Origin of the sequence: Acetobacter tropicalis, from assembly GCF_001580915.1 — a bacterium.
Classification (GTDB): Bacteria; Pseudomonadota; Alphaproteobacteria; order Acetobacterales; family Acetobacteraceae; genus Acetobacter; species Acetobacter tropicalis.
This window is the reverse complement of sequence record NZ_LHZQ01000218.1, coordinates 53,834-75,386: the sequence shown is the minus strand read 5'-3', so window position 1 is coordinate 75,386 and position 21,553 is coordinate 53,834. Positions and strand designations below refer to the sequence as shown.

The window sequence follows — 21,553 nt, the reverse complement described above, 5'->3', positions numbered from 1 at the left end:
AACTCCAGAATACTGAAAAGATGAAAAAAAAACGTTCAGAAACCGTCTGATACACCCGCAACCGGCGGCAGGGAGAGGGCTTGGGGGCTGAAAGGATGGATTTTGAAAGCCCGATGCGAAACACCGGGACAAAAAGCCAACGCATTCAGACGCAAAAAGCCCCGCCAGACCACGCTGACAGGTGTCTCAAACAAGCCTCTTAATGACGCCACGAGAGCGCGGCTGCAACCCTATCAACAGAAAGTAGAGCCAGATCACGCACAGAAAGCACACAAACCTGCCCCGGCGCGGCCCCTAAAGGCGCGGTAAGGGCCGGATTGCTCTCGGCAGAGAACAGCACCACACAACGGCACCCCATCAGGGCGGCCACATGCATGGGGCCAGTATCATTCCCCACGGCCACTGCGGCACGGCCCAGAACACCGGCCAGATCTGGCAGGCTGGTCTGGCCGGTCAGATCAAGGGCTTGCGGGCATAACTGGCGGATCATTTCGGCAAGCGGTTTATCCGCCGCGCCCCCCACCACCACGGGCAGAAGCCCCTGCGCCACCATTTTCTGCGCCAGTTCTCCGTAACGGCGCGCAGGCCAGCGCTTGGCAGGCCGATGCGGCGCAGCCCCGGGCACCAGCACAGCGTAAGGGGATGGAAGATGCGGCCCTCTTCCAGCCAGCCAGCTTACATCCGGCTGCACAGGTACATCCTCAATCCCGGCCATGCGCAGCTGATCACGCTGGCGGGCGCGGGTGTGCATGTCATCCCGCCATGGATTGGCATGAGCCAGTGCGGCGTGCGCCACATGGCCTGACCACTCCGGCCGACCCGCCAGCCAGAAATACCGGGCCGTGCGGCCAGAGGTCTGAAGATCATAAACCCGATCATACCCGTGCAACTGCGCGCGCAGAGCCATGACCCCTTTCAGGTTGCGCCAGCGGGAACGAGCATCCACCTCGACCGCGTCAAACCACGGCGCGAGCCTGCCTAATTCCGCAAATGGTCGCGTGGTCAGGAGCGTGATATGAGCATGCGGGTGCGCCTGCCGGATGGCCTGAAACGGACCAAAGCTCTGCACAAAATCTCCCAGCGCGCCTAGCCGGATCACCAGAATACGCTCTGGCTCCGTCTTCTGTGGCCCGCCCCGCATGACACCCTGCCCTTGCGTTTTCACGGAGACTCCGCATCCGCAGCATCAGGATCTGCCGCCAGCACAGCCAGATCCTGCCGGGCCAAGTCGGCCTCATGCCCATCCGGGGCCAGATCAAGCACACGCTGCCAGTCTGTCCGTGCGCCCACGGCATCGCCCACCTGCTCGCGGATGATCCCTTCCTCAAGCAGGGCAGCAGGGTTTTCTGGCGCACGCGCAAGGGCAAGGGCCACATGCTCCCGCGCCTTGTCCAACTGGCCGCATCGCCGCTCGGCCGAGGCAAGAAGCACATAAGCCTCTGCTCCCGCTGTGGGGGTATGCGCCACCAATGCGCCCAGTTCCGCCACCACCGCCTGCGGGTTGTTCAGTTCCAGCAGGGCCCGGGCCTTGGCGACACTCAGCGCCTCATCTCCGGGGCGAATGGCAAGGGCGTAATCCGCCACCCGCACTGCATTCTGCGGCATCCCGGCGGCAAGCCACGCATCCACGGCCTCTACCGCCATGATGGCCCGCACACTGGCCGAACTATCCGGCCCGGAAAATGGCTCCTTGGTCACCAGATCATCCAGTTCCTGCGCGGCTGTCTGCTCGTCCCCCAGTTCAATCAGCGCCAGAGCATGGCAGTGCCGGGCTGCGCGATCTCCCCCATGGTGCAGCCAGTCCTGCGCGTAATCCCGTGCGCCAAACGGATCTTCCCCCACCATGGCCAGACACGCATCAGCCGTCCATGCAGCCGCTGCATGCCCTGCCCCGGGGGTGGCGGAGCGATCACCTGCCTGCCCAGGAGACGCCGCACGGGGTTGTTCATGAACATGGAGGGTGCTGAGCGTTTTATCCGCCTGCGGCAGGGCGCGGGCTGGCTGGGCCACCAGCAACAGCCCCAACCCCAACGGCACGCACAAGGCCGAACCACGCACGGAAAAAGACAAATCAGACATCACACCCGCCATAGGGAAACAAGCCTGCGTACCGGTCAACCCGCAACTTGGCAACGCAGGCACACTGCGGAGTGGTCTGTGGCGTGAAAACCATGCTAACAGCCGAACATGACTAATCCGCCATCTTCTCCCGTTATCCTGCAAATCCTGCCTGCGCTGAATCAGGGTGGGGTAGAACGGGGCACGCTGGAAATGGCGGATGCCATTACCCAGGCTGGGGCAAAAGCGGTGGTTGTCAGCGCCGGGGGGCGGCTGGTGCCCGCGCTGGAACGGCTGGGGGCCACACATATCATGCTGCCAACCTGTGGCAGCAAGAACCCGCTTATTATCATGCGCAATGCCCGGCATCTGGCACGCATCATACAGGAGCATCAGGTCTCTCTTGTTCATGCCCGCTCCCGCGCGCCAGCCTGGGTGGCACGGCTGGCGTGCCGCCGCACGGACACACCGTTTGTCACCACCTGGCACGGCGTGCATGCCAACTCTTTTCCCGGCAAGAAACGCTATAACGCCGTTCTGGCCGCAGGGGACCGTGTGATCGCCATCAGCCGCCATATCGGCCAGCGGCTGGCGGAGGAGTATCATGTGGGGCCAGACCGGCTACGCGTTATTCCCCGTGGCGCGGATATCCGGCAGTTCAGCCCGGAAGCCGTAAGCGGCCAACGTGTCCATACCCTTAGCGAGGCATGGGCGCTTCCGCCGGATACGCCCGTTATTCTGATGCCCGGCCGGCTGACGGAGTGGAAAGGCCAGCGGTTTCTGCTTGATGCCCTCGCCCGCCTGAAAAAACAGGCCCCAACCTTGCCGTGGTATTGCGTGTTTGCAGGCTCCTGCCCCGCCAAAAGCAGCTACGGGCAGGAACTGGCCACCTATGCCCAGACGCTGGGCCTTGCCGAACAGGTGCGTTTTGCTGGCCATTGTCAGGACATGCCAGCGGCCCTCGCACTGTCAACCGCTGTGGTCATTCCGTCCCTGCGGCCCGAACCCTTCGGGCGTGTGGTGGTGGAGGCCCAGGCCATGTGCCGCCCGGTGATTGTCACCAGCCATGGTGCCGCGCTGGAAACCGTGCAGCACGGCATGACGGGCCTGAGCGTGCCGCCCGGTGATACCGAGGCCCTGGCTGATGCGCTGTCCGCCGTGCTGCATGCCGCGCCAGAAGGACGGCAGGCCATGGGGCAATCCGCCCGCGCCATGGTGCTGGAACACTACACCACCCTGACCATGCAGACCGCCACCCTTGCCGTGTATGATGACATTCTGGGCACCTGCCTGGCTGAACAGTTCGCCCTCCATGTGGCGGAAGCCCAGTGGCAGGCGGAAGCGGAGAAAAATGCGTTCCCCCTCCTTCACCCCACCGCCGTTGCAGGATAAGGAAAACCCTTTGTTTTCCGCACAATCAGCCATGGGGCGACTGCCATGACCTTCAGCCCGATCCCGGCCCAGCCGCCCTTGCCTGCTGCACAGGATGTTCCGACCCGCATTGCCTTCATGGCCGCCCCCACCGAGGCCGCACGCCATGAATTTGACCGTCTGGCCCGCCAGTATGGCAACGTGCACCCCGGCGAGGCCGAAGTGATTGTGTGCCTGGGGGGCGATGGCTTCATGCTGGAAACCCTGCGCGTGGTGCTGGAAGAAAACCTGAACGTGCCGGTCTATGGCATGAACTGCGGCTCCGTCGGGTTTCTGATGAACCCCATGCTGGAGGAGGATCTGCCCCAGCGGCTGGCCACCACCCAAGCGGCCCAGTTGCACCCGTTGCGCATGAAGGCCACGCAGGTTTCTGGCGAGGTTTTTGAAGCCCTTGCCCTGAATGATGTGTTCCTGTTCCGCCAGACACGGCAGGCCGCCAAACTGCGGGTGGATGTGGATGGCATGGTGCGCATGCCCGAATTGATCTGTGATGGCGCACTGGTGGCCACGCCTGCAGGCTCCACCGCCTATAACCTTTCCGCCCATGGGCCCATTGTGCCACTGGCGGGCAATATGCTGCCGCTAACCCCCATCTGCCCGTTCCGCCCCCGGCGCTGGCGGGGCGCGCTGCTGCCCTCTACCGCGCATGTGGGCTTCACCATTCTGGAACACGAGAAACGGCCCGTTGCCGCCGTGGCAGATTCGATCGAGATCCGGGATGTTGTGTCCGTTCATGTGCATGAAGACCGGAGTTTGGCCGTAACCGTGCTGTTTGACCCCGGCCAGACCCTTTCTGAACGCATTACGGCCGAACAGTTCTCAGCCTGATGCCGCATATTCGCCCCTTTGCGGGCGGAAAATGCGTTCACCCATTCCACCCGGCCTCTTTTCTGGTTTAGTCTTGCCCGTAATGCAGAGCACCCTTCTCCCATCGCCGCGTCTCGCTGCGCTGTGCGCCCTCCTCCTGCTGCCCGCCGCTGGCGCGCAGGCTCAGGTTGTCACCAATTCTCAGGCGCTGGATGCTCTGGGCGGCGCACCCGCACAGCAGGCTGCCCCCGCGACCAAAACCCCGCACGCTCCGGCGCATCCCTCCGCCGGGCACCGGCCCGTGGCGCATAAGCCGGTCATGCAGCCGCCACTCACCAGCGCCCCTGCGGCATCATCCCAGCAGACGGCTACGGCTACGGCTACGGCTACGGCTACGGCAGTAGGCACCCAGTCATCCGACCGCACCAACAGCAATTCGGTCTCAAAAACCACCCAGCCTGCCCAACCGCAGACCACACCCGCAACTGGCACTGGCACTGGCACTGGCACGCAAGGCCACGCTGCCTCACCGGGGCACACAAGTTCCTCTGTTCCAAACGGCGGACAGGCAACCAGAGCAACCACCGCGCAACCAGCGGCAGGACGGACAACAGGGCAGAGCACCACACAGGCAGGCAAACCTAGCAACGGGCATGTGCCGCCCTCACCCACCATTCCACCTGCGCCGCCACCGGACCCCACCCTGACCCCGGCCCCGCCGGATATCGAGATCCACCCCTTCCCCGTGCCGCCGCAGCCTGCGGTTGATCTGAACGCAAAGGGTGCGGTCACCACTATTCCCGGCGGCGTAAGGCTGACCTTTGCACCGGGCTCCTCCGCCCTAAACCCGGAGACCCATCAGGCCATTCTGGCGTTTGGGCAGCGTCTGTCTGACAAACCCCATGTCCGCGCACTGATTGATGTTTACAGCTCCGGCGCTGCGGATGATCCCTCCCTGCCGCGCCGCATGGCGCTGGCGCGCGGGCTGGCGGCCCGCAGCGTGCTGATGAATGGCGGTACGCCCTCCACCCGCATCTATCTCCGTGTGATTGGTGTGCCCAAAACACCTGCTCCGGATGGCGTGCAGGATTACATGGACATTTATCAGTCTGACGCTGTCCCCTGACGATTCCCCTCTAAAAATCGGAACCGAAGAGCATGACCCGTCCTACACAGTATCTGTTCAGAATGATCGGGTTCCTCGTCTGCGTGGCGCTTGTGGCCGCCACGCTCTGGCGGCCCCTGCGGGATGCCTTCTTCAGCAACCCTCTGCTTGACGGCCTGATTCTGGGCATTCTGGCCGTGGGCGTGGGCTGGAACATGATGATGGTCCGCCGCCTGATGCCGGAAGTGCGGTGGGTGGAAACCATCCGCCAGTCCCGCGCCGGGCTGACAACTGCCCCCGCCCCCCGCCTGCTGGTGCCACTGGCCACAGCGCTGGGCTCCCGGCCTGATCATCGCGGGCAACCTATTGCGCTCTCCACACCGGCCATGCAGGCCGTGCTCGATTCCGTCTCCGGCAGGCTGGATGAGGGGCGTGAAGTCTCCCGTTACATGACGGGCCTGCTGATCTTTCTGGGCCTTTTGGGCACCTTCTATGGCCTGCTGCTGACCGTGGCCGCCATTGCAGATGTGATTGCGGGCATGTCCGTTGGCAGCGGGGATCTGGACGCCATGTTCGGGCAGCTTAAAACCGGGCTGGCCAAACCGCTGCACGGCATGAGCACGGCGTTTTCAGGCTCTCTGTTCGGGTTGGCGAGTGCATTGGTGCTTGGGTTTCTGGACCTGACGGCAGGACAGGCCCAGAACCGCTTTTTTAACGAACTGGAAGAATGGCTGGCCGAACAGACCCGCTTTGGCGCGACAGGCTCCGCATCGGCCCCCGCCACGGAAGGCGGTGCGCCCATTCCCGCCTATATTCAGGCCCTGCTTGAACAGACAGCGGAAAATCTGGAATCCCTGCAAAATCTGGTGCGGGTGAGTGAAGCCCGGCGCGAGAAGGAAAGCGCTGTTCTGAGCAAACTGTCTGACCGGCTGGAAGGCACCGCCACCCAGACGGAGACCCTGCACAATATTGAACGCCTGCTGCAAATACTGGTGCAGACTTCAGAAGAAGGCCGCACCCGCATGACAGCGGATTTGCGGAATGATCTGCGCGTGCTGGCCCGCACCATTGCGGCCGCGGCCGATAACGCGCCTCATACCCCGAAAGCACCCTGACCATGGCCCGCCGCCGCAGAAAACTGCATGCCGGGCTGGATGCATGGCCCGGTTATGTGGATGCCCTTTCCACCCTGCTGATGGTGGTTATTTTTGTGCTGCTGGTGTTCGTGATGGGGCAGACCCTGCTCTCCGCGGCGCTCAACCGGCGTGAGCATGTGCTGGAAAAGCTGGAGGGACAGGCAGCCGAACTCTCCCGCCAGCTTGATACGGAACACGCCCGCAACCATGCGCTGAGCGATACCGTAACCGGCCTGCAAACCCAGCACCAGAAAGATGCCTCGGCCCTGGCCGCTGATGCCGCCGCCATTGAAACCGCCAAAAAAACAGCCGATGCCGCCACAGCCCTGACCGTGGCCGATCAGGCACGCATCACCCAGTTGGATGATACGCTGACAGACCTCAACGCCCGTCTGGCCGCCTTGGGTGAGGCGCTTGATGTCTCGCAAAAAAACGTTCAGGCGCGTGATGCCAAAATTACGGATCTGGCCGCAAAACTGAATACGGCACTGGCGAACAAGGTGACGGAACTCAGCCGCTATCGCTCGGAATTTTTTGGTCGCCTGCGGGATATCCTGCACAACCAGAAGGGCGTGCATGTGGTGGGAGACCGCTTTGTCTTCCAAAGCGAGGTGCTCTTTCCCGTTGGCAGTGCTGATCTTTCTGCTGAGGGCAGGAAGGAAATCACCACGCTGGCGCATACGCTCAAAGAGGTAACAGCCCATATTCCGGCAGATATCCCATGGATTCTGCGCGTGGATGGCCATGCAGACCGGCAGCCCATTCACACTGCCTTCCCCAGCAACTGGGAGCTTTCAAGTGCGCGCGCCATTACCGTGGTCAAGCTTCTGGTGGCGGAAGGGATTGACCCGCACCGTCTGGCGGCCACCGGCTTTGCGGACTACCAGCCGCTCGACGCCCAGAACACGCCAGAAGCCTATGCCCGCAACCGCCGTATTGAATTCCGCCTGACAGACCGCTGAGAAGCGGCCTGCACACGCAGAAACCGGTGCCAACAGGCACAACCCGCCGCAAAGAGCGTTAGCCAAAATAACCTGTTAGTCGTCTCTGCCTCCAACACACACGAGGCAGAGACATACAAACAAATTCTTCACACAGTTCTTTCGCGCATCTGGTATTTCAACAGGATACACACTCAACAGTGTCCTTATCTCTGAGCCAGAATAGGTTTTTTATGAGATCCCATTCAAAGCGCACCGTGATTACAGCCGTTCTTTCAGTCACCACCCTTTTCAGCACCAGCATGAGCCTTCATTCCTCCGCAGCATGGGGGCAAGCCGCCACGCCGCCGCCAGCCGCATCATCCTCCTGCCCTGTCGCTGCGCACATGCCCTCTGCTCCAGAACTCAAGGACATTGCCCGCACGGCCACAGACCGGGGGTTTTTATGGCAGGTGACCAGCGACGGTCATTCCTCTTGGTTGTATGGCACCATGCATGTGGCCAAGCTGAACTGGGCCTTTCCCGGCCCCCTCATACGGGCAGCCCTCCGCCAGAGCGACACCATTGCCGTGGAGCTCTCCCTGTCTGATCCCGCCACCTTGCAGGTATTACGCGCTAAAGAAGACCCTGCCCGCCTTCAGCATCTTGTTGATACACACCGCAAGGCCCGGCTGGATGAGATTGCCGCACAGCAATGCCTGCCGCCTTATGCGTTTGATGCGCTTGCCACAGGAATGGAAGCTGCCGCTCTTGTTTCCCTCAGTGGCCGCAAGGATGGGATTTATCCTGATTACGCCATTGATTCCGTCATACAGGGATATGCCCGTTCCGTACACAAACCCATTGTGCCGCTTGAAACAGCCACTGCCCAGCGGCAGTTACTGATTGGGACCACCGCAGCAGAAGAAGATGCCCTGATTGATGACGCCCTGCATGATCTCAGCTCTGATACAGGCCGTAAGGAGCTCTTGGCCATAGCCACCATGTGGGCCAACAGTGACCTGAACAAACTTGAGCATTATCGGGAGTGGTGTGACTGCTTGAAGACCGCGCAGGAAAAAGCCCACACCAAAGCCATGCTGGATGACCGCAATATAGAAATGGCAAGGAAGATCATCCAGATGCACATCAGCGGCCATAAGCTGTTTGTGGCGGTCGGTGCCCTGCATATGAGCGGCCCTAACGGCCTGCCCGCCCTGCTGCGCAAGGAAGGGTTCAAGGTCACGCAGATAGTACCCGCACCATCAGCGACAGCAAGCCAGCTTTAAAGGCCATATGGGCAACCAGCGCGGCAGAACCGCGAGGGGATTTCGAGTCTGAAAAGGCGGATTTGATCAGATGCTGCGGGTCTGGCTGAACGAAATTCCAATGCGTTCAGCCGCAAAAGGACCCGCTTCATACTCCCCTGAAAGACGCTTCACGCTGTCTTTCAGATTTTCAGGAGAGCGTTTCTTCAATCAGCTTGCGGGCTTCCGTCGCCAGAACGTCCACACGCTCGTTTTCCGGCACGCCGGAATGGCCTTTCACCCAGTGCCAGGACACATCATGCTGTTTGGCGGCATCCAGCAGCCTGCGCCATAAATCCATATTGGCAACCGGATCACCCGAAGCATTGCGCCAGTTGCGGCGCACCCAGCCCGTGTGCCAGCGGGTAATGCCGTTGCGCACATATTCGCTGTCCGTATGCAGGCGCACCACACAGGGGCGCTTCAACGCTTCCAGCGCCTCGGCCGCGGCGGTCAGTTCCATACGGTTGTTGGTGGTTTCCGCCTCCCCGCCTGAAAGCTCCCGCTCCGTGCCCTTGAAGCGCAGCAGCACACCCCAGCCGCCAGGGCCTGGGTTCGGGCGGCATCCGCCATCGGTCCAGATTTCCACCACATCCTGCGCTGCCTCTGGCGCATTTGCCGGTGCGTTTTCAGACGCCATATCCATCCACATTCTCCGTCGCCAGATGGAAGCGTAGCCGCTTGAGGTAATCCAGCGGGTCTTTGGGGGTTACCAGCGCATCCGCCGGGGTGTTGATCCAGTCGTACAGCCGCGTCAGCAAAAAGCGCATGGCGGCACCCCGGGCCAGAACAGGCAGGGCCGCAAGTTCCGGCGCGCTTAACGGCCGAACATCCTGATATCCCTGCAAAAGCTGGCGGGCAAACGTTACGTTAAAGGAGCCATCCACGTCAAAGCACCAGGCGTTCAGGCAGATGGCAATATCGTAGGCCAGAATATCCGTGCAGGCGAAATAGAAATCAATCAGGCCGGAAACGCTATCACGCAGAAAGAACACGTTATCCGGGAACAGATCAGCATGAATCTGCCCACGCGGCAGGTCCGGGTTGCCGTCACGGCCCGGCCAGAGGGGCAGAATATGGGCAAAAGCGGCATCAAGCTCTGCCTCCAACCCCCGCTGAACGGTTTCTGCTCCACTGCGGCAGGAATTCAGCAATGGCTGCCACGCCGCAGGCCCAAGGCTGTTGTGCCGCACGGGAGCGTAGCTGCGTCCGGCCTCATGCAGTTGGGCCAGCGCCCGCCCCAATGGGCGACAATGGCAGGTACGAACCTTACGAGGCCACACGCCGGGCAGAAAAGTGGTAATGGCGGCAGGACGGCCCGCCAGTGTTTTCAGGGTGGCGCCTGTTTTATCTGCCACAGGCTGCGGGCAGGTCACCCCCTGCACCGCCAGATGCTGCATCAGGCCGAGAAACCAGGGGAGTTCACGCACATTCACCCGCTTTTCATACAGAGTGAGAATAAAATCCCCCTGTGTGGTGCGCAGTTGAAAGTTGCTGTTTTCCACCCCTTCGGCAATGCCACGGAAGGCAACCAGCCCCCCGATGGCATAGTCAGCAAGAAACGCCTCAAGCGCCTCGTCACTCACATCCGTGTAAACGGCCATATAGCAGCAGCAGCCTCTTTTTAACCGAGCGGGGCCGGCAGGCGGAAGGTCACGTTTTCTTCCTTCACCGTGCGTTCATCAATGCACAGCGTGTACCGCTTGGCCAGTTCCGCCACCATTTCCTGCACCAGCGCTTCCGGCGCGGAAGCCCCGGCCGTAATGCCCAGCGTGTCCACGCCTTCCAGCACGGACCAGTCCAGCGCGTTCAGGCGCGGCACCAGCAGCGCACGGGTAGCCCCAGAACGTTCCGCCACTTCCCGCAACCGCTGAGAGTTGGAGGAGTTGGGAGAGCCGATCACGATCACCAGATCACATTCCGGCGCAATGGCCTTCACGGCTTCCTGGCGGTTGGTGGTGGCGTAGCAGATATCCTCACGCCGGGGGCCTTCAATCAGCGGGAACCGCTCACGCAGGATATCCACAATTTCCGCCGTATCATCAACGGAAAGGGTGGTCTGGGTGATAAAGGCCAGACGGGAAGGATCAGCAGGCTGCACGCTGCGGGCTTCATCCGCATCATTGATCAGCGTCACGGCACCCGGCGGCAACTGGCCCATGGTGCCCACCACTTCCGGGTGGCCCGCATGGCCAATCATCAGAATATGGCGGCTTTCCGGGCCACCACCGGCAAAGTGGCGCTCGGCTTCACGATGCACCTTGGACACCAGCGGACATGTGGCATCCAGATACAGCAGATTGCGGCGCTCGGCTTCAGCCGGAACGGTCTTGGGCACACCATGGGCGGAGAACACAACATGGCCATCGGGCGGAACCTCATCCAGTTCCTCCACAAAAATGGCGCCCTGGGCTTCCAGCTCTTCCACCACCGTACGGTTGTGAACAATTTCATGCCGGACATACACCGGCGCGCCATAACGGCGGATGGCTTCCTCAACCACACGGATGGCGCGATCGACCCCGGCGCAGAACCCGCGCGGGCCAGCCAGAAGCACTTTAAGAGATTTGCCATGAGAGGCCGTGGCGGTCTCTGCTGTGGCAAGGGTTTGAGTTTGATCGGGCATGGTGTTCCCCAAACTTGCGGCGGACGGTATAGAAGAAGTGGCTATGACAAAGCATATTGAAAAAAGGCTATGCCCGAAACCCGGAGAAGGCACGGTAACCGTGCGCATGGCCTACGCAAAGCGCGGGGCGGATGCAAGCCGTTTTCGGGCATCGGAGCCCCACGTTTGATAGGTGTGTCTGTCTTTAGTCCTTTTTTGGTCCTGTTTTCTGCCTGTTCAACCCTTTAACTGATGAGCCCGGATTCGCACATGCCGCATGACCTTTCCCACCCACACCGCCTGCTACCGCGCGTTGCGCTGTCCGGCTTTGTGGCACTTGGCCTGCTGACCGCACTGGCCGGATGTGGAGATGAAGAAAGCCAGTCCGTCTCATTCGCGCCCAGCTGCCCGCTGACCCATATCCCCCCCGAAGCGGCGGATTACTACCAGTATGAAGGCAAAACCTTCACCTTCCCGCATCTGGTCACGCGTGCCAGCATTCTGAAGTTGCAGGGGGATTGTCTGGCCGCAGGCCGCAAGGACCTGCAAACCCGAATCGCGCTGCGGTTTGTGGTCAGCCGTGGCATGGCCGCGCATGATGGCACGGTCACCCTGCCGTGGTTCATTGCCGTGGTGCATGGCGATAAAATTGTGAACAAGCACGTGTTCCACCACACGTTCCAGTTCCCGGCCAATCTGTCCAGTTACACCACAGATACGCATGTGGTGACGGTTGATCTGCCCATTCCGCCCAAGAACACGGAATCCGACTACCGCTTTGAAGTGGGCTTCCAGTTGACCAAGGACCAACTGGATTACAATGAAACACACCTGAAAAAAGTGGACTATCAGGCCTACTAAGGCCTGATACCACCGAGCCGTACCTTACCTAATAAAGGAGGGATACGGCTCGGTGGCCCACTGGAAAACTCGCCCTCTACCTGACACTCATACGAATGTCTGACATAGCCGCCTGCCCTATCGGAGAGAAGGTGCCCTACGGACTACGCGCTCTTTGAGACAAGGTCATCGTGCATCGCATTGGCGGACAAAAGAGCCTCAAGAGAGCTTGCGCGCTCCCGCCATAAAAAAAGAGCGCCTTGTTCAGGCGCTCTTTCCCCAAAAACCTGTCAGATCCGATCAGAGGTCGTTGAGTTTACCTTTTACGGTGCCCTTGGCCTTTTCAGCATCACCTTTGATTTTCTGTGCCTTGCCTTTGATTTCCAGTTCCGGGTCGTTGGTCACTTTCCCAACGCTTTCCTTGACAGAACCCACAACCTTGTCAGCAGCGCCTTTAACTTTGTCAGTAAATTCGCCCATCGGAATTCTCCTTGATACTTTTGGGTCCGGTCAGCCAGACCCTTACCAACATTAACGCGCCATGCTCTTCCGGGTTCACACGCCTCCACTTCTTCTCGTGTTAAAAACACTCAGCCTGCTTTTTTTTTCCGGTCATGCCCGAAATTAAAAAAATGGTGCGGAACCACTCCCCATCGCTCTCCCCATAGTGCCGGCGGACGCCGCGCTCCCTTCTGGTCCATGCGCCCCGTGTGTGGGCTTTGACCACTCTCCGCAACACACACCATCCAGCAGCACGTCCAACGTGGCGGGAACGGGGTCTGGCCCCACTTTTTTCTCCAGAAGCTGACCGTTGATGCCCAACAGCGCCAGACCATGGACCTGCGCCCAGCACGCTGCCGCCAGTGCGCTGATGGCAACCGCGCCATGCTCAAACCTTCGGAACTCACACCTGCCACATCGGCAGTCATCACCCAGATTGTGCAGGCTGTTTTTACCCCAGAGCAGGTTTCCGTTGTGATGGGCGACGCAGAAACCGGGGCTGCATTCACGGCTTTGCCGTTTGATCATATCCTGTTCACAGGAAGCACGGCAGTTGGTAAAAAATTGCCGCGGCGGCCGCCAAAAATCTTACGCCGGTTACACTTGAACTGGGCGGCAAATCTCCCGTGGTGATCGAACCCGGTTTTTCCATGAAACGTGCGGCGGAACGTATTGCATTTGGTGAACTGATCAATGCCGAACAAACCTGCATCGCACCGGATTATGTGCTGGTCCATAAAGCGGATCAGAACGCTTTTGCCACAGCCTTTCAGGACACCGTAAAAAAGCTTTATCCACACGGCTATGCTGGATCTCCCGATTATACAGCCATCCTCAACCAGCATCACTACGAACGGCTGAACCGCCTGATTCATGACGCCCAGACGCTTAAGGCGCGTGTTATCCGGCTGGGAGAGGATTCACCTGCCGATCATCTCCTCGCCCCCGTTCTTGTGCTGGACGCAACACCCGAAATGGCCGTCATGCAGGAAGAAATTTTCGGGCCTGTCCTGCCTGTTCTGACATACTGGCATCCCGATGAAGCCATCGCCTTCATCAACGAACGCCCTCGCCCGCTGGCACTGTATTATTTTGAAAAAAACGCCATGAACTCAACAGGGTTCTGAAATATACCGTTTCAGGAAATGTCACGGTCAATGACACATTGCTGCATTACGCTCAGGAAGATCTGCCCTTTGGCGGCGTAGGAGAAAGCGGCATTGGAGCCTATCACGGAAAGGAAGGTTTCATGGCCCTCACCCACCCACGCGGCATTTACAAACAGGGCCGCTTCAACGCCGCACCCCTCCTCCAGCCCCCGTTTGAAAAGCTGACCGATATCATCACAAATTTTATGACACGATGAGAAAGAATAGTTTACCAGAAAGCGAATAAAAGAAATGTTTGCGACGCCGACCATTGCCTTCGTCAAAATTTAAACGTGATTGGCAATCCATGCGATCATGAGGGCTGCGGGAAGAAAAAATGCCTGTGCGATCACCGTGCCCACCAACCGACTTAGGGATATCCAGACAATAGTGCGACGAAACAGACTGGCGTCCACGCGCCCTTCAACGACATCATCTGTCATGACCGAGAGCTGGGGATCTATCAACGCAAAAAGCAGTATTGTTGCAACGCCGTTGATAACCGCGGAAAGCTGTGAAGCCGTGACGCGATAGGCGGGGTTAAGATAACCAGCATAAAGCGATGCCAAGACCCCTACCGTAATGAGCGCTTGGGCCAAAACATTGCCCAGAAGGACACCCCACCCTACCCCGCGTTCTTTCTTCATGGCACGCATATGCCCACGCGTAGGCCAGGCTATTGATTGTCTGATGGCCATCAGCCCGGCTGGGCTGGCTGTTCTCGCCAATAAGCGCGCTGTCGATCGATGGCGTTGAAAATAGCCTATGGCTTTTACAAACATTCGTTGTCCGGTCGGCACCATCACAATGCCGATAAAGACTGCGATTGTCGCACTCAATAGAACAAGACGAAAATCGCCGAGCAAAGCATCGCCACCACCCGAAGCGAGACGCATCTCGATCCTCTTTGCAAGAAATGGCCCAAGAAAACTGTTCGAAGTCCGACTGACCAAGACCAACATATTGAAAAGCGCAAAGCTCATGGCAATCCGTCCTGTCCGACCCCCCGCGATGCGTGCGGCGTACGCCAGTGTGCCGATGAGGTTGATGCCTGCCGTCAGCAGACAGATGATGACGAGTTGCTGGTCCATGCCGCAGAATACACGCATTACAGAAATCTACTCTACCTGTTTTTCTGCTCCAACATGGCGGGCTGATTTCTCGCTGCGGCTATCCTTCCCTCAGTGGAAAGAGATAGACTAAAGAACTGGTCAGGGCTGCGACCCGCGTTTCAAGATCTGCACCCCGATTTGAATTGTAACAGACCCAGAAAGCATCCATTAAATTCGTTGATTGATCTGGAGAAGCTGCGGTTACAACTTTAGGGGCAAGTAAAGAGGCAAAAATGGTCGTAAGAACGGTACGGCGCGTTATTGAAGGCTTACAATCAGGTTGCCAGAACAAATAAGACATTATGCGAAAACTCCCTCCATGCCTTCTACAATCTCGGCATCATGATCTAAAATCAACGTCAATCCGTTCACGTGCGCCTACACCCGGGCTCAGGACTGGTTGCAGCGTCGGTCTGATGTGACTTGACTGGTATCAGATAGAACGGTCCCCACTACCCGATCCGGCAAACGTATCGACAGGTAAGAACCTGTGGCTTTATTAGACACTCTGAGATTTCCTGAAGAACGTTATCAAAACCACGCATCAAGAATAGCTGGCTCAAGATAGGGCATCAGTTGCACAAGATACGACCATTGCGCGTCAAAGGCCGCCTGCTTGAGGAGGGGGCGGTCGAACATCTCCAAGACGGCGCGTCCAAGTTCATCGTTCGATGCATCATATCCGACGTGGATATCCATCGCACGCCTGTCAATCATCTTGGCCTTGGAGAGACGAAGGCAATCGAAGGTTGAGCTAATTCTGGTGACACTGTGGCTATTGAGCACCTTGTCTGCTTCCACGCCGAACTCGGCTTTCAGTTGCGACTTGAGGGTAACGCTTCTCTCCCCTGCCTTCTGATGGATGCTGGCGATATACTCCTTTCGCACTTCTAAACTATCGTTCCGAATGTGCGTATGACAGGACGAGTTTGACAGAGCGTGTCTTACATAGGCTCCAAGTTGGGCAGGCGACATCGGCAGCGCCGCATACATGATGGGGTGGTCAGGATCGCACGTAGATGTATCGTACGCCCACTGCACGCTGACAACACACTTCTTATGCCGTCCAATGCTGATGGACCGTCTCTGCGCAGGCGGCTTGTAAGGATGGAAGCGATTCAGCATTGGGCTGGCAGCAGGCCGGGCTACAACGTCAAACCATGTAAGGTTCATGAGACGGCTTTGAACCCAGGTCCTGTTTTCTCGGCGATAGGCGATTATCCCCATTGGCGGAGCGTCCTTCCCAAACTCAGTCCGGTTCAGGACCAAGGCTGGCCTACGCTTCAGGAACCAAGGTTTATATAATCTGGAGTAAGGCGCGTTTGGTTTCTGCACCGCTTTGGGGCGGATGAGGTCTCCTACGAGGTAGTCATCAAACATGCCACTACTGCTCCGCTCATGCGTCTGAACCTTTTAACAGGCTCAGGGCTCATAGCCAGAATATAATGGTTGCGCGAAGCAGATAACTGAGGAGATGGCTCTTCTATTCACCTCTTATCGGCCGTTTATTCAAACTGTAAGCCTCATATATGTATACCTGTGGCACGATGCTTTCATTTGAAAAATACTGATCTCTTCCTGTAGTCTCACGTCCATCTTACCAGCATAAGGCCTGTCGATGGCTCCCGCGCCTTTTGATCCACCGCCTTCCCCTGGTCGTTCTCCGCAGGAGGATGAGCAGCCTGTGCTCTCTGCCCGGCCCCAGAAGCAGAAGAAAGCGGCTCATGCCAGAAGCTGGATTGTTGGTGCGGCCGCAGCCTGTTGTGGTCTTTATGTGCTGATTATGGGTATCGCCCATCAGCCCGATACGTCTCCAACCCAGACATCCGCATCATCAGGCAGCTACGCCTTTCTGGATGACAATCACAAGCCTGTCTTGAACAGAGTAGAGACACCACGCCTGCGCACTCCACCAGAAATGAGGGACAAAGGTATTTCCGGTATCAGTATTGTAGGGTGCGATATTGGTGAAGATGGCAAGGCCCATGCCTGCCGTATAGAACGGGGCACCAATCCTTATTTCAACCGCGCGGGCATGGAGTATATGGCCCGCGCGGTTTTCTTTCCTGCCATGGAGCACGGCAAACCGGTTACACGGCATTTTCGTATGCGGTTGTTTTTCGGCATAAAGCCGGAGCAGGCACAGTCCTTCGCCAAATATGGACCACCGCTTTTTACCGGCGGCCCCACTCTCCTACCTTATCTTCCGTGAAAAAAGGTCTGCGAAAAACACGAGTATTTAAGAAACAAAAAATCAGATGCAGCCCATAGAAAACAAAGAGCCACTAGCCCCCCAGACAGATTTTCTTGAGTGCTCTTTGCAAAAACGGAACTATAGAAAACGTGAGGATGGTCCTGTACGCTTTTTATTGAAACGGGGTAGCCTCTGCCGGTAGCCTGTCCTCTTGCTCCGCTCTCCTGATGAGGCTGCTTCATGGCTTCTGCCCCGCCTGACCCTGATGAAACTCAAAAACATCAGCCGCCTCCGGTAGAACCAGTCGCGCACCCACTGCTACAAAAGCAGGAAGAGGCCCCCAATGCCAAAAGCTGGATACTGACCGCCGCAACGGCATGCTGCGGGCTGTATGTGCTGGTGATGGGGATGACACAGCCGAAGCCACACCCTGCGCCGCCCCCGCCTACACAGTATAATGGCTTTGTGGATGATAACCGTGGACCACACCTCAACAAACTGGCCACGCCCCCACCCTATTACCCGACGCTCATGGAGCAACGGAACATTACCGGTATGGCGATAGTGGGATGCGACATTGATGAAAAAGGGAAAGCCCATGGCTGCCACATTGAAAAAGGGACCAACCCTTATTTCAATCAGGCCGGACTGGATTTTATGAGCCACGCCGTTTTCTTCCCGGCAATGCAGCACGGCAAACCTGTAAGCCACCCTTACCACCAGCGAATCAATTTTCGCATGGGGGCGCCCCAGTCCACCCCGAAATATGGTCCCCCTCTTTTTACGGGTGAGCCAATATTCCTGCCCTTCCTCCCATAAGAGTCTGTTTAAAAACTCAATGGTTGGAAATTACTGCGGGCTTTTGGGGAATGAAAAACAGAAAATTTGGAGGCTTGATGAAACGTTGTTGGGATGCCCGCCCAACACACTCAGCCCCCAGAAACGTAGTCCGGCTGATCTGGCTGACGCTTCAAACAAACCTGCATGAAGAAGGCAGAACCCGATTGGCAGGAGAGACTGAAAGAGCACGGGCCTTTGCCGTCTCTCCTGCGGCAGATAACCCGTTACGTTATCGGCGTTTCAGGAAAGCGTGCGGCTGCCACGGCAGCTTTCTGGCGTTCAGCCAAAGCCTGCTCATCAAATTCCGCAATGATTTCATGGAACAGTTGATACCAGTTCATCTTCACCTTCAGGCGCATGAAGACTGAACCAAGCCCCACGGCAGAACGGTCCACCAGCACAAATTCGCGCGGCAGGCGAACGCCGCCCGTGCGCTGCAGACCTTCATGCACTTTTGTCAGCACTTCGCGCCCGAACACAGGGTTGCTGTCTTCCTGAATGAACCGTTCACGGTCGTCCATCAGCGGAGCGTACAGGAAGCCCGCCCATTCGTTCAGTACGTCCACCTTTTCAGGCGTCAGGTTCGTAAAGCCCCAAGCGGCGTAAGCCTCCGTCGCCATGGCTTTGTCGCCACTCTGCAAGGCCCGGTAGAGGTCAATGTTCCCCTTGATAAAGGACGGCTGGAAAATACGGATCGCCCCGAAATCCAGCAGGTTCAGCCCGTAATCATCGCGCAGGGTGAAGTTGCCCATATGGGGGTCACCATGCACCACGCCATATTGATACAGCGGCAGATACCATGCACGGAACAGGGAGCGGGCAATCTTCTTTTTCTGCTCCTCGGTCAGTCCGGCTTCAATCGCGGCGTTCAGACTGCGGCCGCTCACCCACTCCATGGTCAGCAGGCGATGAGTAGAAAGTTCATCAATCGGCGCAGGAACCGTGATCTCCGGGCAGTCAGCCAGAATAGCGCGATACAGCCGCATGTTTGCGGCCTCCCGCGTGTAGTCCAGTTCCTCCCGCAGGCGTTCGGCCAGTTCCTCCACCACATCATCCTGCCGGATGGCGTTATCCAGCCGGTGGTAGACACCAATGGCCATACGGAACTGCCGCAGGTCAGACTCCACGGCGGCTTTCATGTCCGGATATTGCAGCTTGCACGCCACGCGACGGCCGTCTGTCAGCACGGCCTGATGCACCTGCCCCAGACTGGCAGCCGCCGCAGCTTCCCGCCCGAAGGAGCGGAAATGTTTTTCCCAGCCCGGGCCGAGTTCCGCTGCCATACGCCGGCGCACAAAGTTCCAGCCCATGGGCGGGGCGTTGGCCTGAAGTTCGGCCAGTTCCTTGGCATATTCCTCCGGCAGGGCACCGGGAATGGTGGACAGAAGCTGGGCCGCCTTCATCAGCGGGCCTTTCAGCCCCCCCAGCATGGATTTCAGATCTTCCGCGTGGGACGCGCCACCAGACCGCAGGCCTATCTTGTGTCCGGCCATGCGGGCGGCAATGCCGCCTACCGTGCCCGTGGTCTGCACCATGCGGCGCAGTTCCCCGAACATGCCGCTGTTATCAAGATCACGTTCTGCCATTGCTCAGGCCTGCTCCAACTGGTCAATAAAGCCGGAAATCACATCCAGCCCCTTGCGCCAGAAATTGGGGTCGGACGCATCAAGCCCGAAGGGGGCCAGCAGTTCCTTGTGGCGCAGCGTGCCACCGGCTTCCAGCATGGCAATATATTTGTCCTGAAAGCCCGGAGTGCCATCCGTGAACACACCATACAGGGCGTTCACCAGACAGTCCCCAAACGCGTAGGCATACACATAGAACGGTGAGTGGATGAAGTGCGGAATATACGCCCAGAACACATCATAGTCCGGGGTAAAGTTGAAGGCCGGACCAAGGCTTTCCGTCTGCACCTGCCGCCAGATCTCGCCAATGCGTTCGGGCAGCAGTTCACCGCTCTTGCGTTCATCATGCACGCGGGTTTCAAATTCGTAGAACGCAATCTGGCGCACCACGGTGTTGAGCATATCTTCCACCTTGCCAGCCAGCAGGGTGCGCTTGCGGGCAGGGTCCTGCTCCGCATCCAGCAGGGACTGGAAGGTGAGCATTTCACCAAACACACTGGCCGTTTCAGCCAGTGTAAGCGGCGTGTTGGACAGGAAGTAGCCCTGCCTGGCTGCCAGAACCTGATGCACGCCATGCCCAAGCTCATGCGCAAGCGTCATCACATCCCGCGTGCGGCCATGATAGTTGAGCAGGATGAACGGATGCGCGGACGGCACGGTGGGGTGCGCGAACGCACCCGGTGACTTGCCAGGTGCAGGTGGCACGTCAATCCACGGATGGGTGAGGAAGGTGTTGATCACCTTGCCCATGCGCGGGTCAAACCCATCATAGGCTTTCTGCACAATCTGCTTGGCTTCGTCCCACGGGATCTTGCGGTCTTCACAGCCGGGCAGCGGTGCATTGCGGTCCCAATGCTCCAGCTTGTCCAGCCCCATCCATTTGGCTTTCAGCGCGTAATAGCGGTGCGCCAGACGCGGGTAATCCTGCCGCACGGCGGAAACCAGCGCATCCACCACCTCGTCTTCCACCATGTTGGAAAGATTGCGGGAGGATGTGGGCCGCGCATAATGGCGCAGACCATCAGAGATAGCCTTATCCTTGGCCAGTGTGTTAGTAATCAGCGCAAACAGGCGAATATTGGCTCCGAACACGGCCCCAACGGCCTTGCCTGCGCGTTCACGCACACCGCGGTCAGAATCGGAAAGCCGGTTCAGCGCATCGCCAACCGTCACCTCCTCGCCATCCAGCGTGACACGCAAGGCGGCAATGGTCTCATCAAACAGGCGGGACCAAGACTGCGCTCCGGTAACGGATTTTTCCAGCAGTACCTTTTCCACCTCATCAGAAAGCTGATGCGGGCGGAACAGGCGCGTATCACGCAGGAAAGGCTTCCAGTGCGCCAGTGCGGGGTCCTGCAACTTCTGCTCCAGATCCGCATCTTCAATGCGGTTCAACTCCAAGGTGAAGAACAGCAGATAAGCAGAGATATCGGTCAGTTTTTCATTGATGGACTGACTGAACCGGCTAATGGCGGCATCGGATGAATTGGCGGCAAACAGCAGGGAGGCGTAGGAGCCTGCCTTGCCCAGAAGCTCCTCAATGGCTTCCCCTTCCGCAATGGCCTTGGCCAGATCCGCGCCGGACAGATCTGCCAGCTTGCCCTGATACCGGGCAGCAAAGGCTTTGGCCTGCTTTTCAGCCGTAGCCAGATCCTGCGTCAGGGCGGGATCATCCATCCCGGCATACAGCGCGGAAAGGTCCCACCGGGGGAGCGCCGGAGCCTCGGCAGAGGCAGGAGAAGACACAGCCGTTTCAGCGGCCAGAGCCGGAAACTGCTGAAAACGGGGGAGAAGCGTCATGTGTTGCATGGGGCCACTGTAACGCGCAATTTTGCTACGCGCGACCCCACAGAATGCAAGACGGATCACACTGCAAACAGAACGGGCGGGGAGAAGGCTTTCGCCCCCTGCCCCGCCCGTTTGC

The 21,553-nt window shown here is 58.7% G+C and carries 21 protein-coding genes and 2 pseudogenes; 12 read left to right on the top strand and 11 right to left on the bottom strand.

Annotated features, from left to right (window positions below):
* Nucleotides 1-199: 199 nt before the first annotated feature.
* Both AD944_RS12950 and AD944_RS12945 read right to left on the bottom strand, forming a co-directional pair.
* Nucleotides 200-1,141 carry a glycosyltransferase family 9 protein gene (locus tag AD944_RS12950; RefSeq protein ID WP_045541616.1) on the bottom strand — a complete coding sequence of 314 codons (942 nt, stop codon included), beginning with the start codon at nucleotides 1,139-1,141 and terminating at the stop codon, nucleotides 200-202.
* A gap of 20 nt (nucleotides 1,142-1,161) precedes the next feature.
* Nucleotides 1,162-2,079 (bottom strand): tetratricopeptide repeat protein, encoded by a 918-nt coding sequence (locus AD944_RS12945; protein WP_236709143.1) that lies wholly within the window; start codon nucleotides 2,077-2,079, stop codon nucleotides 1,162-1,164.
* Nucleotides 2,080-2,187: 108 nt separating this feature from the next.
* Here AD944_RS12945 and AD944_RS12940 point away from each other — a divergent pair, with 108 nt between their 5' ends.
* The 6 genes from AD944_RS12940 to AD944_RS12915 all read left to right on the top strand — a co-directional run bounded on the left by AD944_RS12940 (nucleotide 2,188) and on the right by AD944_RS12915 (nucleotide 8,746).
* Nucleotides 2,188-3,450, top strand: a complete 1,263-nt coding sequence (locus AD944_RS12940) for a glycosyltransferase family 4 protein (RefSeq protein WP_045541590.1) — start codon at nucleotides 2,188-2,190, stop codon at nucleotides 3,448-3,450.
* Between the two features lie 45 nt (nucleotides 3,451-3,495).
* Nucleotides 3,496-4,317 (top strand): NAD kinase, encoded by an 822-nt coding sequence (locus AD944_RS12935; RefSeq protein ID WP_006560487.1) that lies wholly within the window; start codon nucleotides 3,496-3,498, stop codon nucleotides 4,315-4,317.
* A gap of 82 nt (nucleotides 4,318-4,399) precedes the next feature.
* A complete protein-coding gene (locus AD944_RS12930) occupies nucleotides 4,400-5,422 on the top strand; it encodes an OmpA family protein (RefSeq protein WP_052427092.1) in 1,023 nt (340 codons plus the stop codon).
* Nucleotides 5,423-5,454: 32 nt separating this feature from the next.
* Nucleotides 5,455-6,516 (top strand): hypothetical protein, encoded by a 1,062-nt coding sequence (locus AD944_RS12925; RefSeq protein ID WP_006559967.1) that lies wholly within the window; start codon nucleotides 5,455-5,457, stop codon nucleotides 6,514-6,516.
* Nucleotides 6,517-6,518: 2 nt separating this feature from the next.
* Nucleotides 6,519-7,499, top strand: coding sequence for a peptidoglycan -binding protein (locus tag AD944_RS12920; RefSeq protein ID WP_045541592.1), 981 nt, complete (start codon nucleotides 6,519-6,521; stop codon nucleotides 7,497-7,499).
* 212 nt (nucleotides 7,500-7,711) lie between these two features.
* Nucleotides 7,712-8,746, top strand: a complete 1,035-nt coding sequence (locus AD944_RS12915) for a TraB/GumN family protein (protein WP_236709144.1) — start codon at nucleotides 7,712-7,714, stop codon at nucleotides 8,744-8,746.
* Nucleotides 8,747-8,915: 169 nt separating this feature from the next.
* Here the strand turns inward: AD944_RS12915 and rnhA are convergent, their stop codons facing one another.
* Genes rnhA through ispH form a run of 3 tightly spaced genes read right to left on the bottom strand, consistent with a single transcriptional unit; the run spans nucleotide 8,916 to nucleotide 11,390 of the window.
* Nucleotides 8,916-9,404, bottom strand: coding sequence for a ribonuclease HI (gene rnhA / locus AD944_RS12910; protein WP_006559970.1), 489 nt, complete (start codon nucleotides 9,402-9,404; stop codon nucleotides 8,916-8,918).
* Entirely contained in the window at nucleotides 9,394-10,368 is a 975-nt protein-coding gene (locus AD944_RS12905) for a homoserine kinase (RefSeq protein ID WP_045541593.1), read from the bottom strand. The genes rnhA and AD944_RS12905 overlap by 11 nt, the downstream gene beginning before the upstream one ends.
* A 20-nt stretch (nucleotides 10,369-10,388) precedes the next feature.
* Nucleotides 10,389-11,390 (bottom strand): 4-hydroxy-3-methylbut-2-enyl diphosphate reductase, encoded by a 1,002-nt coding sequence (gene ispH, locus AD944_RS12900; RefSeq protein ID WP_006559972.1) that lies wholly within the window; start codon nucleotides 11,388-11,390, stop codon nucleotides 10,389-10,391.
* Between ispH and AD944_RS16845 the strand changes: the two genes are divergently transcribed.
* Both AD944_RS16845 and AD944_RS12895 read left to right on the top strand, forming a co-directional pair.
* Nucleotides 11,389-11,559: a hypothetical protein gene (locus AD944_RS16845; RefSeq protein ID WP_006559973.1), complete on the top strand. Its 171-nt coding sequence runs from the start codon at nucleotides 11,389-11,391 to the stop codon at nucleotides 11,557-11,559. The genes ispH and AD944_RS16845 overlap by 2 nt on opposite strands.
* A gap of 80 nt (nucleotides 11,560-11,639) precedes the next feature.
* Nucleotides 11,640-12,230 carry a hypothetical protein gene (locus AD944_RS12895; protein ID WP_035382328.1) on the top strand — a complete coding sequence of 197 codons (591 nt, stop codon included), beginning with the start codon at nucleotides 11,640-11,642 and terminating at the stop codon, nucleotides 12,228-12,230.
* 279 nt (nucleotides 12,231-12,509) lie between these two features.
* Here the strand turns inward: AD944_RS12895 and AD944_RS12890 are convergent, their stop codons facing one another.
* A complete protein-coding gene (locus AD944_RS12890; RefSeq protein WP_035382276.1) occupies nucleotides 12,510-12,689 on the bottom strand; it encodes a CsbD family protein in 180 nt (59 codons plus the stop codon).
* A gap of 252 nt (nucleotides 12,690-12,941) precedes the next feature.
* Nucleotides 12,942-13,088 (bottom strand): annotated as a pseudogene (locus AD944_RS16470) (TetR/AcrR family transcriptional regulator); the annotation flags it as partial.
* Here AD944_RS16470 and AD944_RS17655 point away from each other — a divergent pair.
* A pseudogene (locus tag AD944_RS17655) lies at nucleotides 13,044-13,837 on the top strand (aldehyde dehydrogenase family protein). The pseudogenes AD944_RS16470 and AD944_RS17655 sit on opposite strands and share 45 nt — an antisense overlap.
* 38 nt (nucleotides 13,838-13,875) lie before the next feature.
* Nucleotides 13,876-14,076: a hypothetical protein gene (locus AD944_RS17745; protein WP_261763917.1), complete on the top strand. Its 201-nt coding sequence runs from the start codon at nucleotides 13,876-13,878 to the stop codon at nucleotides 14,074-14,076.
* A 69-nt stretch (nucleotides 14,077-14,145) separates the two neighbouring features.
* Here AD944_RS17745 and AD944_RS12880 read toward each other — a convergent pair whose 3' ends face one another.
* Nucleotides 14,146-14,967 carry a lipid II flippase Amj family protein gene (locus tag AD944_RS12880; protein WP_201785443.1) on the bottom strand — a complete coding sequence of 274 codons (822 nt, stop codon included), beginning with the start codon at nucleotides 14,965-14,967 and terminating at the stop codon, nucleotides 14,146-14,148.
* Between the two features lie 534 nt (nucleotides 14,968-15,501).
* Nucleotides 15,502-16,350, bottom strand: coding sequence for a hypothetical protein (locus AD944_RS17280; RefSeq protein WP_179946461.1), 849 nt, complete (start codon nucleotides 16,348-16,350; stop codon nucleotides 15,502-15,504).
* Nucleotides 16,351-16,588: 238 nt separating this feature from the next.
* On the opposite strand from AD944_RS17280, the gene AD944_RS12870 reads away from it, so the two are divergent.
* Together AD944_RS12870 and AD944_RS12865 are read left to right on the top strand one after the other, a co-directional pair.
* Nucleotides 16,589-17,182 carry an energy transducer TonB gene (locus AD944_RS12870; RefSeq protein WP_045541595.1) on the top strand — a complete coding sequence of 198 codons (594 nt, stop codon included), beginning with the start codon at nucleotides 16,589-16,591 and terminating at the stop codon, nucleotides 17,180-17,182.
* A gap of 222 nt (nucleotides 17,183-17,404) precedes the next feature.
* The gene (locus tag AD944_RS12865; protein ID WP_045541596.1) at nucleotides 17,405-17,983 is read left to right on the top strand and encodes an energy transducer TonB; all 579 of its coding nucleotides are present in this window, start codon (nucleotides 17,405-17,407) and stop codon (nucleotides 17,981-17,983) included.
* Between the two features lie 245 nt (nucleotides 17,984-18,228).
* Here the strand turns inward: AD944_RS12865 and AD944_RS12860 are convergent, their stop codons facing one another.
* Together AD944_RS12860 and AD944_RS12855 are read right to left on the bottom strand one after the other, a co-directional pair.
* The gene (locus AD944_RS12860) at nucleotides 18,229-19,590 is read right to left on the bottom strand and encodes an ABC1 kinase family protein (protein ID WP_006558310.1); all 1,362 of its coding nucleotides are present in this window, start codon (nucleotides 19,588-19,590) and stop codon (nucleotides 18,229-18,231) included.
* A 3-nt stretch (nucleotides 19,591-19,593) separates the two neighbouring features.
* Complete coding sequence (locus tag AD944_RS12855) at nucleotides 19,594-21,429, bottom strand: M3 family oligoendopeptidase (RefSeq protein ID WP_006558311.1); 1,836 nt, start codon at nucleotides 21,427-21,429, stop codon at nucleotides 19,594-19,596.
* Nucleotides 21,430-21,553: the final 124 nt, after the last annotated feature.

What these genes read in the sequence shown, in the direction of transcription:
- AD944_RS12950 (WP_045541616.1), bottom strand. Translation starts at nt 1,141, where the DNA reads ATGCGGGGCGGGCCACAGAAGACGGAGCCAGAGCGTATTCTGGTGATC.
- AD944_RS12945 (WP_236709143.1), bottom strand. Translation starts at nt 2,079, where the DNA reads ATGTCTGATTTGTCTTTTTCCGTGCGTGGTTCGGCCTTGTGCGTGCCG.
- AD944_RS12940 (WP_045541590.1), top strand. Translation starts at nt 2,188, where the DNA reads ATGACTAATCCGCCATCTTCTCCCGTTATCCTGCAAATCCTGCCTGCG.
- AD944_RS12935 (WP_006560487.1), top strand. Translation starts at nt 3,496, where the DNA reads ATGACCTTCAGCCCGATCCCGGCCCAGCCGCCCTTGCCTGCTGCACAG.
- AD944_RS12930 (WP_052427092.1), top strand. Translation starts at nt 4,400, where the DNA reads ATGCAGAGCACCCTTCTCCCATCGCCGCGTCTCGCTGCGCTGTGCGCC.
- AD944_RS12925 (WP_006559967.1), top strand. Translation starts at nt 5,455, where the DNA reads ATGACCCGTCCTACACAGTATCTGTTCAGAATGATCGGGTTCCTCGTC.
- AD944_RS12920 (WP_045541592.1), top strand. Translation starts at nt 6,519, where the DNA reads ATGGCCCGCCGCCGCAGAAAACTGCATGCCGGGCTGGATGCATGGCCC.
- AD944_RS12915 (WP_236709144.1), top strand. Translation starts at nt 7,712, where the DNA reads ATGAGATCCCATTCAAAGCGCACCGTGATTACAGCCGTTCTTTCAGTC.
- rnhA (WP_006559970.1), bottom strand. Translation starts at nt 9,404, where the DNA reads ATGGCGTCTGAAAACGCACCGGCAAATGCGCCAGAGGCAGCGCAGGAT.
- AD944_RS12905 (WP_045541593.1), bottom strand. Translation starts at nt 10,368, where the DNA reads ATGGCCGTTTACACGGATGTGAGTGACGAGGCGCTTGAGGCGTTTCTT.
- AD944_RS16845 (WP_006559973.1), top strand. Translation starts at nt 11,389, where the DNA reads ATGGTGTTCCCCAAACTTGCGGCGGACGGTATAGAAGAAGTGGCTATG.
- ispH (WP_006559972.1), bottom strand. Translation starts at nt 11,390, where the DNA reads ATGCCCGATCAAACTCAAACCCTTGCCACAGCAGAGACCGCCACGGCC.
- AD944_RS12895 (WP_035382328.1), top strand. Translation starts at nt 11,640, where the DNA reads ATGCCGCATGACCTTTCCCACCCACACCGCCTGCTACCGCGCGTTGCG.
- AD944_RS12890 (WP_035382276.1), bottom strand. Translation starts at nt 12,689, where the DNA reads ATGGGCGAATTTACTGACAAAGTTAAAGGCGCTGCTGACAAGGTTGTG.
- AD944_RS12880 (WP_201785443.1), bottom strand. Translation starts at nt 14,967, where the DNA reads ATGCGTGTATTCTGCGGCATGGACCAGCAACTCGTCATCATCTGTCTG.
- AD944_RS17280 (WP_179946461.1), bottom strand. Translation starts at nt 16,350, where the DNA reads ATGTTTGATGACTACCTCGTAGGAGACCTCATCCGCCCCAAAGCGGTG.
- AD944_RS12870 (WP_045541595.1), top strand. Translation starts at nt 16,589, where the DNA reads ATGGCTCCCGCGCCTTTTGATCCACCGCCTTCCCCTGGTCGTTCTCCG.
- AD944_RS12865 (WP_045541596.1), top strand. Translation starts at nt 17,405, where the DNA reads ATGGCTTCTGCCCCGCCTGACCCTGATGAAACTCAAAAACATCAGCCG.
- AD944_RS12860 (WP_006558310.1), bottom strand. Translation starts at nt 19,590, where the DNA reads ATGGCAGAACGTGATCTTGATAACAGCGGCATGTTCGGGGAACTGCGC.
- AD944_RS12855 (WP_006558311.1), bottom strand. Translation starts at nt 21,429, where the DNA reads ATGACGCTTCTCCCCCGTTTTCAGCAGTTTCCGGCTCTGGCCGCTGAA.